Here is a 12,824-nt window from a genome sequence, read left to right as displayed (position 1 = left end):
TTTATGAACTACAATTCGAATAATTTTAAAAATGCAGTTATCTATTTTAATAAAGCTGCTAACAACGGGTTTACACAAAGCAACGACTTTAATGAAAATCTCGGTTACGCTTACATTTACTCCGGCGAGTTTGAAAAAGGAGAAAAAATATTGCTGGATATAATGGCAAAAAAACCGGGTAACAAAGATATGTTAAGGGATATTTCCCAGGCTTATTACGACCGTAAACTGTATGATAAAACATTAGAGTTTTGCCAAAAATTATTAGAGCTGGATGCTAATGATGCTAAAGCATTGTACCAGGCCGGCATGTGTTTTCAAAAGAAAGGACAAAAAGACAGGGGCCAGGCCATGTGCGATAAGGCCATTCAGTTAGATCCTTCGCTGGCTAAAATGAGAAGAAAACAAGAGATGCCCGGAGGATTGTAGTTTAAAAATATTTAAAAAAGCCGTAAATTATTTTGCGGCTTTTTTAATGCCCATCAGGTTTTGCAAAATTTTTTTCGCCTGCCTTTATTGCAACAGCTAAATAATTTTCTCTGGGAGGTAAAGGGCAATTGTAACCATTATTGTAAACACAATATGGATTATAGGCTTTATTGAAATCGATGATAGCGGTATTGTTTTTTATATCAGTAACCAGCAAATCGATATAGCGGCCGCTGCCATAAGTATCATCACCGGTGGTAACATCTGTAAAAGGAATAAATAAATAATCTTTTGTAAGAGGTGATATAATTTGAGATTTATAAACCGTTAGTTGCAATGCAGTATCATGAATAGTAAATAATAATTTTCCGTACCGGATAAAATCTTTCTGGGGTATTTTTTTACCAGAGGTTTTCATTACAACAACAGTGGTGTCGGTCGATTTTTCGAAAGTACATTGTACGGCATAAGTTTTATCTGCCTCAAAAAAACGAAAAAATTTTCTGTCGGTACCTTTCACTACTTCGTGTGAGGTTACATAATTTTTTTGAAAGACTTTTATGGAATCGGTATAGGTTTTACTTTTTTGTGCAAAAGAAATTTGCAAACAAAAAATGGCAATAAGCAGAAAAGTATATTTTTTCATAGCGGATTAAATTTTAGTTCATCATTAATGTATTCACACTTCGTTGTAAAATATTAAAAGCAATTTCTGCCATAAGGTTTTCTTTATCTAAAGTGGGGTTTACCTCAGTAATTTCGAAACAGCAAATTTTGCGGTGCTGCATAAACTTACTTATTAAGTCTTCGGCTTCTCTTTCTCTCAAACCATTGCTAACAGGTGTACCGGTACCACGGCTGATAGAAGAATCTAAACTGTCCACATCAAAACTTACATAAATATCGGTGCAGTCGCTTAAGTAACGGATGGCTTTACGGTAAATAATTTCAACGCCATTGCGCCTTACTTCGTTGGTACTAAAAACTTTTATGCCATGTTTTTCTATTACATGTTTTTCTTCCTTTTCAAAATCTCTTAAAGAAATAAACACAATATCTTCCGGTAATATTTTAGGCGAAATTTTTCCAATATTTTTAAGCTGGTTCCACAACTTTTCTGTTTTTTCGTCAAGGTCATGTACTTTAAAATCTTTATTATCTTCAGCAATACTTGCCGAAAGCGGCATGCCATGCATGTTGCCGCTTGGGGTGGTGTAAGGCGTATGCAGATCGGCATGTGCATCAATCCACACCACACCTAATTTGCTTTTTGGTTTGGCCATTTTTAATCCTGCAATAGTTCCTGCTGCATTGCTGTGGTCACCGCTGATAACTACCGGAAAAAAATTATTCTTCACTGCATCATTCACCGCCTTGCTAATTTTTTCGCAAATACTTACCACGCCATTTATTCTTTTGGCATAAGGCGATTGTATAGGTTCAAAAAGTAACTGATTTTCTGATTCAATTTTCTCCGAAGGAAAATGAACAAAAAAATTACTCATAAAATCCAGGGCGGCAATCTTTATCGCATCTATACCCAGGCTGGCGCCACGTGTACCTGCACCAATTTCAGAAGGCACTTCAATTAGTTTTATATTCTTCATATAACTAATCAGCTGGCAGGCTGATGTTGTTTAGTGATAGTTAAAGTTACAACTTTACTTTTAAGGGATTAACTCCGTTAACTGTTCCGGTACAGCCGGTTATTTTAAACCGCACAAACATATCTTCGCTGTACCAGTTTTCTTTTCTGGTTTTTTGTATCACTTCCTGGTGGTCTTTCATTTGGTAAGCAAAATTTTTCATTGCTTGTTTGTTTTGCCAAACGCTGAAGGTGGCTTGCTTTATCCATGGTATTTCACCAATGCCGTAAGAGTTAATAAATCCATCGGAGCCTGCCATTTTTGATGCAACACCATCTACATTTTTCCAAAACTGTTTTAGTTTTGATAAACGTATTGTTGCCCTGGTTAAAACGGCAATTTGTCCTTCGTAATCAGACTTAGGTGGCAGTTCGCCAAAAACTTTTTTTCTATCCCACAAACCATGCCCTTCAATGGGTTCAAGCAAATAAGTTACTGTTTCGCAATTGAACAGGTCAATCCATTTTCGTATAAAGTTGCCGTATAATTTTTGCAATAAAAGTGCTTCTCCGTAATGTTTTAGCTGCACTTCTTTAAACTTTAAATTAGATACGGTTAAAATTGCCCATTGCTGCAGGTCGGGGGTTTTATCAAAAGTGCCATTTTTACCACTGCCCATCAGTTTCCAAAAGCCGCATCTTTTATTAAACCAAAGGGGAAACCTGAATAAAACCATTGCTAAAAAGGCAAATGGGATAAACCGTTTACGGTAACGTATTATTGTAAGTGTAGCAGTCATATAAAATTTAAAAACGCAATATAGCCCAAACTTTTTCGTTATTATAAAAGTTCAACACAGTTTTTATCCTAACCTTAGTTTGTTTGTGCTTTTAGTTAAGAAACAGCCCGCCGATTTTTCGGGGGGCTTTTTATTTAGGGCAAAAAAAGGCCGCTGAAAGTTCAACGGCTCTGGAAAATTTCACAGGTTTTTTAAAGTCTGTTTGGATTACAAAAACTGTTATAAACCTGTGACGTTTTTGCGTTAATTTAAAGTGAACTTTATAATAATTTAAAACTGCTCCAGCTTACTGAAAAAGAAATCGCCTTCAATAGCTGCATTTTCATCGCTGTCGCTGCCATGTACAGCATTCTCGCCAACTGATGCGGCATATAATTTACGGATGGTACCATCTTCTGCATTGGCCGGGTTGGTAGCGCCAATCAGTTTTCTAAAATCTTCTACTGCATTTTCTTTTTCAAGAATGGCGGCTGTAATTGGTCCCCGGCTCATAAACTCTACCAGTTCTCCATAAAAAGGTCTTTCGGCATGTACGGCATAAAATTCACCCGCTTTTTCTATACTAAGCTGTGTCATTTTCATAGCTACTATTCTAAAACCTGCGGCATTTATCATTTGTAAAATGGCGCCGGTGTTTCCTTTAGCTGTAGCGTCGGGCTTAATCATTGTAAATGTTCTGTTACTCATTGGTTCGTTTTTTTAGGCCGCAAAGATAGGAAGGGATTGCAGATTTAAGATTTCCGATTTTAGATTTGTGTGTATTTTGGCCCAAATAGTGTGCCGCTTGAAGCTTAAAAAAATCTGAAATACCAAATCTGCAATCTAAAATTGATTGTTTTCCCCTACTTTTGCGCCTCATTTATGAAGCCAATTCAAGACATCTTTCCTTTACTGAGCCTGCCTAAAAAAGTGGTAATTACTACCCACCAAAAACCCGATGCAGATGCCATGGGTTCTTCTTTGGCCTTATATCATTTTTTAAAAGCATTTGGGCATAGTGTAACGGTGGTATCGCCTACCAACTGGGCTACTTTTTTAAACTGGATGCCGGGTTGTAAAACGGTGCTGGATTTTGAATCACCCAACGAAAAATCGAATATTGCCATTGCAGAAGCCGACTGGATTTTTTGCCTGGATTTTAATACGCTCAGCCGTACTAAAAGAATGGAAGAAAAATTGATGACAGCAAAGGCAGAAAAGATTTTAATAGATCACCACCGGGAACCGCAAACCGAAGTGTTTGCATACGGTATAAGTGATACGGGCAAAAGTTCCACTGCCGAAATGATCTATGATTTTATTGTTGACTCGGGCAATGAAGATAAAATAACACCCGAAATTGCGGAATGTGTTTATGCAGGGGTAATGACGGATACCGGTTCATTCCGTTTTCCATCCACCACAGCAAGTGTACATAAAATGGTGGCAAAGCTAAAAGAAAAGGGATTGGATCACAGCCGTGTGCATGAAGAATTATTTGATAATTTTTTAGAGAACCGTTTTAGGTTTATTGGAAATGTTTTGCTTAACCGCATGGAAATATTTTATGAATATAATGCCGCATTAATTGCGATACCTCAAACCGATTTGGTTAAGTACGATATGAGGACTGGTGATACAGAAGGTATAGTAAATTATCCGCTAAGCATAAAAGGTATAAAACTTGCCGCTGTAATTATCGACAGGGGAGAAGAGCGCAAAAGTTCTTTCCGCAGCAAAGGCGGATTTGATGTAAATACATTTGCAAGAAAATATTTTAATGGTGGTGGTCATTTTAATGCCGCCGGGGGTTTTAATAAAGAACCATTGGAAGAAGTAGTGGAAAAATTTAAACAGGCCATGCAGGAAAATGTGGCCCAATTAAGCAGTTATCAATTTTAAAAACATATAAAAGTAAACAATGAAACAAATTTTTAATGCAGCGGTTATTTGCTTGATAGCATTATCAGCCTGCACCACTCCGTTTAAAAAAGCTAAAGACGGCTCTCAGTATAAAATTATCAGCAATAAAAAAGGCCCTAAAGTATTGACAGGTAATTTTATTGAAATGAATTCTTTTGCTAAATACAAGGATAGTGTTTTATCAAATTCAGCAGAAGAAGGAGTGCCGCAATATGCCATGTACGATACGGCTAATTTTCCTGAGCCATTTAAAGAAATATTTAAAAATATTCATGTGGGGGACAGTATTACCATAAAAATTTCTACCGACAGCATACTTGCAAAAGCACAGGGACAGGCACCGCCATTTATGAAAAAAGGCCAGTTTATTATGCAGACTTTTACCATTTTAAACAGCTTTACAACAAAAGAGCAGGCAGACAGTTCACAAAAAATATTTATGGCTGCTGCACAGAAAAGGGATTCTATTGCTGCCATATCACAATTAGCAAAAGATAGTAAATCCATTGAAGAATACCTGGCAAAAAATAAAATAACCGCAGTAAAAGCTGGTAAAGGTACCTACGTGCAAATTTTAGAACCCGGAACCGGTACTTTAACAGACAGCAGTATATTGATGGTTAACTACACCGGTAAATCAATGGGAGGAGAAGGAGTTACATTTGATTCTAATACCGATTCTTCTTTTTCACACGTAGAACCTTATCCAATTGATATGAGAGGCCCACAGGTAATACAGGGTTGGATTGATGGTTTAAAATTGATGAAAAAGGGTGGCAAAGCAAAATTTTATGTTCCTTCAAGCTTAGGTTACGGTAAAAGAGGTAACGGAGAAAAAATTAAGCCTAATGATAATTTAGTTTTTGATATTGCAGTGGTGGATATAATATCACCAACACAATATGCAGCCATTATGAAAAAGAAACAGGAAGAGCAAATGGCGCAACAAAGAATGATGCAGCAAATGCAGCAACAGATGCAGCAGCAACAACAACAGCCACAAACTGGTAATAAGTAAAAGAAACTAATTATAATCAAAAAGCATCCTGCAAAATCAGGGTGCTTTTTTGTATGCTGTAAATAATTTTATTGCTTCTGCAGCTTCTTTTACATCATGCACCCTAAGGATACATGCACCATTCATCAGGGCAATAGTGTTTAAAGCAGTGGTGCCGTTCAATGCATTTTCGGCAGTGGTGCCTAAAGTTTTATAGATGCTGCTTTTTCTGCTAAGGCCTGCCAGTATTGGTTTATCCAGCATTTGTAAAACCTCCATTTTTTTTAATAAAGAAAAGTTGTGTTCGATAGTTTTACCAAAACCAAAACCGGGGTCAATAATAATATCAACAATGCCTGCGCTTTTGCAGTGCTCAATTTTACTTATAAAAAAATCCAATACTTCTTTTGCCACATCATCATACTTAGGATTTTTATGCATGCTTTCAGGTTTGCCCTGCATGTGCATGCATACATAAGGCAGTTTTAATTGGGCCACTGTTGCAATCATTGCATCATCCATATTGCCAGCGCTGATATCATTTACAATTGATGCGCCAGCTTCCACAGCAGCCAGTGCAACTTTGCTGCTGTAAGTATCAATAGAAATTATAGTTTCCGGAAAATTTTTATGAATGGCTTCTATAACAGGTAACACTCTTTGTATCTCTTCATCTGTATTAATTCTTTCGCTGCCGGGCCGGGTGCTTTGCCCGCCAATATCTAAAATGGTGGCACCGTCATCAATCATTTTTTTTGCCAATGCCAGCATATCCTCATTAATATTGCCTTTATAAAAAGAATCTGGCGTGGCATTAATGATGCCCATAATTATGGGAGTATCAAACGCTAATAATTTACCCTTGCAGTTTAATGTAAACATTGGTGTAATTCAATTATTTTTGAGCTAAGATACAACAGACAACAGACAATGGACAACTTGCAATGTTTAACACTAAACGCCTAAACGCCTAAACTCTAAACTTCTAAACAAATTATATAAGTGACAACAAACCAACAATACGACAACGCAGTACAAACTTCTAAAGAAATTTTTTTAAGTAAGACAAAAGACTATGGTACTTCGTGGCGGGTGTACCGTATTATTTCTGTTGCCGATCAAATTTATATAAAAGCAAAACGCATACGCACCATACAGGAAAAGGGCGAACAAAAAATTGGCGACGATATCATCAGTGAATTTAAAGGGATTTTAAATTACGGTATCATTGGTTTAATACAGTTAGATATTAAAGATGATGAGCTGGAAGAATTACCAATTGCAACTGTTGAAAATTTATACAGCGAAAAAACTGCCATCGCAAAAAAATTAATGCTGGATAAAAATCACGATTACGGTGAAGCATGGCGGGAGATGAGCCAGGAAAGTTTTGTAGATTTAATACTGGCAAAAATTTTACGCATCAAACAAATTATTGCCAACAAAGGCCAAACCTTAATCAGCGAAGGTATTGATGCTAACTTTTATGATATTATTAATTATGCAGTATTTGGTTTAATCTTAATAGAAGAGGAAGTACATAGCTCTTAACTTATTTTTTAATGTCTGATGTTTGATTTATGATGTTTGAAGTTTTTTGGAGTAATAGATTTAAAAGTTTCAACTATTTTATTGCAGTGCTTTGAATTTAAGAATAGAGAATAAATGTTGAAGCCACAGTAGTATAAAATTTCAACAAGGCTCCATGGCAGGAAAGGGCTGTTTTTTTCCTGGCTTGACTTTTTTGTTACTTTTTTTGTCAAGAAAAAAAGTAAAGAAGCAAAGAATAAAAAATGGTTTGCAATTAAAATACACTTCACAAAAATATTATGATGAAACTATTTGTAAACATCTCCCGTCTATTAGTAGGAGCACTCTTCATATTCTCCGGCCTGGTAAAAGCCATCGATCCCTTGGGCCTGGCCTACAAAATGCAGGAATTTTTTGAAGTATGGGCCGCCGATGGTTACTTCAAAAGTTTAATGAACTGGCTCAACAATTATGCAACAGGCTTCTCTATTTTTATGATCACTTTAGAAGTAGTGTTAGGCGTAGCTCTATTAATCGGCTGGCAAAAAAAACTCACCACCTGGTTATTATTCTTACTCACTTTGTTTTTTACTTTCTTAACCGCCTTTGTTTTATTCAGCGGCAAAATAAGGGCCTGCGGTTGCTTTGGCGATTGTATTCCGCTGACACCCATACAAACATTTACAAAAGATATTATTCTTACTGCTCTTATCATTGCCATTCTTATCGGGCAAAAATATATACAGCCGTTATTTAAAAAAATGATTGGCGGAACAATTATTTTACTTGCTTTAATTGGAGTTTTGTCGTTGCAATTTTATGTGCTTAAACATTTACCCATTAAAGATTGCCTGCCTTATAAGATTGGTAATAATATTTTAGAACTCCGCAAAACCCCAGCCGACGCTACGTACGATAAATTCTTTTACTCTTATATTTATAAAAAGGGGGCTGAAGAAAAAGAATTTGGCATGGACAAACTGCCTGACAGTACCTGGACATTTGTAAAGCAAGCCAATAAAAAATTATTAGAAAAAGGAAATGGAAAAGTAGCGCTGATAAATGATTTTTCTTTTACCACCGAAAGTGGTAACGATACTACTGAAGCTGTTTTAAACCAGTCCGGAGAATATTATTTATTATTTGTAAAAGAATTTAATAAAAAAGAAGATAAATGGTACAACGATTTTAAAACTTTTTATGCCAATAAAACACCAACGGTTTATCTTGTTACTTCGGATGTAAAAACAGCCAATGAAATTTTTAACAATCCCGGCGATTTTAAACTGCAAATATTTTCATGCGATGGTACAGCCATTAAAACTGCCGCAAGGGTTAACCCTACTTTGTTTTTTATGAAAGGCCCCGTAGTACAAAATAAGTGGAGTTGGACAGATGCAAAAAATTTAGTGCGGAATGTAAAAGATACTGTAACTAAAACTTTGTAGCTTAAAAAAAACAATGGGTGGCATAAGCAAAATTAAATACTTTGACCTTGGAGTATAGAATGGGGTTAAAAAAGAATTAAAATTGTTCATATCAAGGTACTAATAAAAGACTCAGCCTGTTAACCAAAAAATGCTAAGAAGTTTCAGATATTTATTTTTTCCTTTGTCACTAATCTATGGTTGTATAGTGTGGGTTCGTAATTGGTTATTTGATAAAAATATTTTAAAATCTGTTTCTTTTAATTTCCCCATTATTTGTGTAGGCAACATTGCAGTTGGCGGCACCGGTAAAACACCCATGGTAGAACATTTAATTCGCCTGCTGCAAAAAGATTTTAAAACGGCTACGCTAAGCCGTGGTTATAAAAGAAAAACAAAAGGTTATACCATTGCAAATACAACCTCAACAGCTTTGGAAATTGGTGATGAGCCGATGCAGTTTCATAATAAATTTCCTGATGTGGCAGTGGCTGTAGGGGAGGAAAGGCTGGTGGCTATTCCGCAATTACTGCACGACAGGCCGGATGCTGAAGTAATAATTTTAGATGATGCTTTTCAGCACCGGCAGGTAAAAGCAGGATTAAATATTGTACTTACAGCATACAACAATCTTTTTACAAGAGATATAATTTTACCTGCCGGAGATTTACGTGATGTAAAAGCTAGCATGAAAAGGGCGGATATAATTGTAGTTACAAAATGTAAAGCCGGGTTATCTGCCGCTGAAAAAAAAACAATTACAGCAGAAATAAAACCTTTGGCGCATCAATCTGTTTTTTTTACAGAAATTGTTTATTCAAAACCCTGCCATCTTTTTAATAAAAGCCAGGCTGCAATAACTTCTCACACTAATATTTTATTGGTATGCGGTATTGCCAACCCTAATCCGTTAAAAGTTTTTTTAGCCGAAAATGTACATGGGTATGACATGCTGCGGTATCCCGATCATCATATTTTTAACAGCGATGATTTAGCAGATATAAAAAAACACTTTGAAAAAATTGAAAATGTCAACAAAATAATTTTAACCACAGAAAAAGATGGGGTGAGACTAATGAAGTTTGAAGAGCAACTGAAAGACTATCCGGTGTATGTATTGCCGATAGAACATTCTTTTTTGTTTAACGAAAGTACAATTTTTGATAAAATGGTTACTACATATATTACTTCCTTTAAAAATTAATTCCTAATATTTATCCGGCAACCCAACCATTTCTTTATGAGATGCATCATCATTTAATAAAGAATGAAGAAAACAGAATATTAAAGGCTATTCAGCGTTCTTAGGTTTCATTTACCCATAATAACCCTTATTGCAATGAAAAAAATTAAAATAATTGCCTGTATATTTTTTGTAACTGTAACATTTCAATATTGTTCTAAAAATGAAACTAACAGTACTGCCGAAACCGCTGCTGCAATTCCGGTTTTACCAGCAATACCATTTAATTATATTACCACTTATCCGGCGCATATACAAAATGCTTTGCAACTTAATGATAATACACCAGCAGATAACGCCATCACCAATGATGGCGCTGCCCTGGGCCGTGTTTTATTTTACGATAAACAATTAAGCAAAAACAATAAAGTAAGTTGCGGCAGTTGCCACCAGCAGCAATTTGGTTTTGATGATACTGCAAGGTTAAGCAAAGGGTTTGATGGCGGACCAACCGACAGAACATCAATGTCATTATTAAACCTCAGGTTTTATAAAAGCGGAAAAATGTTTTGGGATGAAAGAGCTGCAAGTGTAGAAAAGCAAGCCCTGCAACCCATACAAAACAAAGTAGAAATGGGTTTAACTTTGGCTGAGCTAGAAACTAAAGTAAAAGCCTTAAATTATTATCCTGCATTATTTCAAAAAGCATTTGGCAGCACACAAATAGATTCTGTTCTAATTGCTAAAGCTATTGCACAGTTTGAAAGAAGCATTGTAACTTATCAATCTAAATATGATAAAGTAAAACAGGGGCTGGCTGTTTTCACCACTGCAGAAGCACAGGGCGAACAGTTATTTTTAACTGCTGCCGGGCCAAACGCTTGCGCTACCTGCCATACACCACCCATGTTTTTAAACAGTCAAACGCCACCGTTTGGTTTAGCAGATGCCAATGATGCAGGCATAAATAATCAAAACAGGTTTAAGTCGGGTTCTTTAAGAAATGTTGCCAACAGTAAATCATTATTTCATAATGGGAGTGTAGTAAGTTTGCAGGCCATGTTAACTGCGGGTGCGCCAGGCAGTGGGCTGACACCAATACCAGCCCATTCAGTAGCTCCGCCGGACGTGCAAAATTTATTAGCTTTTTTAAATACACTTACCGACAATACTATTTTAACAGAAGAAAAATTTGCATCTCCCTTTAAATAAAAAAGGGTTATTTTTTTGAATTTACGCCATTAGATGAATGCGTAAAAAGGTAATTTTTTATAAGCTCTTATGTTTTAAAAAATTATTCCTGGTTGATATGAGTGGTATCAATTTTATTCTGCAGCGTGTCTGCATTAACTTCTTTTGCAGCAAGCATCCATTCGGGAATTAAAACCCATTCGCCATTAATAAAAGATACGGTATAAACTTTTAGGGTAGCATTTTTAGAACCTGAGTGTTCTTCTTTAATAATAATCTGCCTTATAGTATCACTTTCTTTTAAAGCAACCGGGGATACAAAATTTTCATCCATTTGCGCTGCCAGTATTGCTGCTTTTTCATGAATAGATTTTATTAGTGGCTCTAATTGCTTCAGTTGCTTTTCAATAATGGGCTGCTGTTTTTCTACCGATGCCTGTATCTTTTTTAAATTTTCATCGGTAAAACTTTCTATAATGTTATTTACAAAGGTAGGAACGTTTAATTCATTATAAGTTTCTGCAACAGGCATAACGATTGCCGCAGGTACAGCAGGTTTTACTGCTGCAGTAATTTTACTTTGAAAAAATAATACAGTTGCAAAAGTACACACCAATAAAAAAGTAAATAAAGGAAATATAAGCAGGTTTGTTTTTGTATGCGTAAAGTTTTTGCTGTTGGTAAAAAATTTCATACGCTTTAGTAATTGTTTTTTGCCTGTTACTGCTGCTAACTGATATGGAGGAATATACTGCTGAAGGTATTGCGCCTGCAATAATGTTTCTGCGTATAATATTGGCGAATATTGAAAAGCTATTACATTGCTGTCGCAATACTTTTCTCTTTCTAAGCGTATTTTTTTACAAATTAAAATAACGAAAGGATTGAAGAAGAAAATATTTTCTGCCATAATTAAAAACCAGTTGAGCAGATAGTCATTTGCTTTTATATGGGTAAGCTCATGCAAAATGAGGGTTTCTGCCTGCTGCATGTTAATTTGATTTACTAATGCTACGGGTAACAGAATAACAGGTTTTAAAAAACCAAAAGTAACCGGTGCATTTATTGTATTGCTAAACCATAATTGCACTTTTCTTTTTATACCAAAATGGTTGGCCTTTAAAGAAGTAAATAATTTTAAATCTACGGATGGTTTTTGCAACCCGGCGTAATGTAGTTTTTTAAAATTGCGCCATTCGTAAATGGCTTTAATAATTTTATAACTAACAGCAATAATGTAAATTGAACAAAGCCAGGGGGTATATGCACTCAGTATATTTTTAGAAAATATTCCGTTTACAGCCTCACCAATATAGTTTGCAGTAAAAGTATTTTCTGCATCAAAATAATAAATACCAAAAGTAATAAGGGTAAAAACTGTTTGTGTAAACAATAAAACAAACAGCCAGTTTCTTTTTTGTAAAGGGTTAATTTTATTTTGAACAATTTTTTCAAATGAAAAATAAACCACCAGCAATAAACCAGCCTGCCAAATGCTGTGCAACATACTCATGCAGAAACTGTAAGAGAGATGCGTCATTTTGAAATTAATTAGTTGATTGGTTAATTTGTTTATTGGTTGATTAGTGTATTTGTTCTTTACTGCTAAACTGATTAGCTAGATAATTGATAAACTATTTTTTATTTATCTTTTTTAAGCTGCGTAATCAGCTCCTGAATATTCTCCAGTTCTTCTTCGCTTGCATTGTGGCCGCCTAATGCCTGCAATACTAAATTAGCAGACGAACCTGCAAATAAAGTATCAATCATTTTATTTAAA

General features: G+C 35.5%; 13 protein-coding genes. 7 read left to right on the top strand and 6 right to left on the bottom strand.

What is annotated here, in order from left to right; translation table 11 throughout:
- Positions 1 to 429, top strand: a 429-nt coding sequence (locus ACY65O_RS15610; protein WP_462221788.1) for a hypothetical protein, incomplete at its 5' end; no start/stop codon positions are given.
- A 43-nt stretch (positions 430 to 472) separates the two neighbouring features.
- On the opposite strand, the gene ACY65O_RS15605 is transcribed toward ACY65O_RS15610, so the two are convergent.
- From ACY65O_RS15605 to ACY65O_RS15590, 4 genes are all read right to left on the bottom strand, one after another.
- Positions 473 to 1,075: a DUF1684 domain-containing protein gene (locus ACY65O_RS15605; RefSeq protein ID WP_462221787.1), complete on the bottom strand. Its 603-nt coding sequence runs from the start codon at positions 1,073 to 1,075 to the stop codon at positions 473 to 475.
- A gap of 13 nt (positions 1,076 to 1,088) precedes the next feature.
- Complete coding sequence (locus ACY65O_RS15600; RefSeq protein ID WP_462221786.1) at positions 1,089 to 2,036, bottom strand: arginase; 948 nt, start codon at positions 2,034 to 2,036, stop codon at positions 1,089 to 1,091.
- A gap of 46 nt (positions 2,037 to 2,082) precedes the next feature.
- Positions 2,083 to 2,814 (bottom strand): spheroidene monooxygenase, encoded by a 732-nt coding sequence (locus ACY65O_RS15595; protein WP_462221785.1) that lies wholly within the window; start codon positions 2,812 to 2,814, stop codon positions 2,083 to 2,085.
- Between the two features lie 270 nt (positions 2,815 to 3,084).
- Positions 3,085 to 3,501: a nucleoside-diphosphate kinase gene (locus ACY65O_RS15590; protein ID WP_462221784.1), complete on the bottom strand. Its 417-nt coding sequence runs from the start codon at positions 3,499 to 3,501 to the stop codon at positions 3,085 to 3,087.
- A 174-nt stretch (positions 3,502 to 3,675) separates the two neighbouring features.
- Here ACY65O_RS15590 and ACY65O_RS15585 point away from each other — a divergent pair, with 174 nt between their 5' ends.
- A complete protein-coding gene (locus tag ACY65O_RS15585; RefSeq protein WP_462221783.1) occupies positions 3,676 to 4,695 on the top strand; it encodes a DHH family phosphoesterase in 1,020 nt (339 codons plus the stop codon).
- Between the two features lie 19 nt (positions 4,696 to 4,714).
- Positions 4,715 to 5,734 carry an FKBP-type peptidyl-prolyl cis-trans isomerase gene (locus ACY65O_RS15580; protein WP_462221782.1) on the top strand — a complete coding sequence of 340 codons (1,020 nt, stop codon included), beginning with the start codon at positions 4,715 to 4,717 and terminating at the stop codon, positions 5,732 to 5,734.
- Positions 5,735 to 5,770: 36 nt separating this feature from the next.
- Here the strand turns inward: ACY65O_RS15580 and folP are convergent, their stop codons facing one another.
- Positions 5,771 to 6,595 (bottom strand): dihydropteroate synthase, encoded by an 825-nt coding sequence (gene folP, locus ACY65O_RS15575; RefSeq protein ID WP_462221781.1) that lies wholly within the window; start codon positions 6,593 to 6,595, stop codon positions 5,771 to 5,773.
- Positions 6,596 to 6,715: 120 nt separating this feature from the next.
- Between folP and ACY65O_RS15570 the strand changes: the two genes are divergently transcribed.
- The 4 genes from ACY65O_RS15570 to ACY65O_RS15555 all read left to right on the top strand — a co-directional run bounded on the left by ACY65O_RS15570 (position 6,716) and on the right by ACY65O_RS15555 (position 11,065).
- Positions 6,716 to 7,264 (top strand): DUF1599 domain-containing protein, encoded by a 549-nt coding sequence (locus ACY65O_RS15570; protein WP_462221780.1) that lies wholly within the window; start codon positions 6,716 to 6,718, stop codon positions 7,262 to 7,264.
- Between the two features lie 278 nt (positions 7,265 to 7,542).
- Positions 7,543 to 8,691 (top strand): BT_3928 family protein, encoded by a 1,149-nt coding sequence (locus tag ACY65O_RS15565; protein ID WP_462221779.1) that lies wholly within the window; start codon positions 7,543 to 7,545, stop codon positions 8,689 to 8,691.
- A gap of 130 nt (positions 8,692 to 8,821) precedes the next feature.
- Positions 8,822 to 9,874, top strand: coding sequence for a tetraacyldisaccharide 4'-kinase (gene lpxK, locus ACY65O_RS15560; RefSeq protein WP_462221778.1), 1,053 nt, complete (start codon positions 8,822 to 8,824; stop codon positions 9,872 to 9,874).
- Between the two features lie 135 nt (positions 9,875 to 10,009).
- Positions 10,010 to 11,065, top strand: coding sequence for a cytochrome-c peroxidase (locus ACY65O_RS15555; RefSeq protein WP_462221777.1), 1,056 nt, complete (start codon positions 10,010 to 10,012; stop codon positions 11,063 to 11,065).
- Between the two features lie 82 nt (positions 11,066 to 11,147).
- Here ACY65O_RS15555 and ACY65O_RS15550 read toward each other — a convergent pair whose 3' ends face one another.
- Positions 11,148 to 12,584 (bottom strand): M56 family metallopeptidase, encoded by a 1,437-nt coding sequence (locus ACY65O_RS15550; protein WP_462221776.1) that lies wholly within the window; start codon positions 12,582 to 12,584, stop codon positions 11,148 to 11,150.
- Between the last annotated feature and the right edge of the window lie 240 nt (positions 12,585 to 12,824).

The sequence above is a fragment of the Ferruginibacter sp. genome (assembly GCF_031430955.1).
Classification (GTDB): domain Bacteria; phylum Bacteroidota; class Bacteroidia; order Chitinophagales; family Chitinophagaceae; genus Ferruginibacter.
The sequence above is the reverse complement of the archived record's forward strand: the minus strand, read 5'-3'. Positions and strand labels throughout refer to the sequence as shown.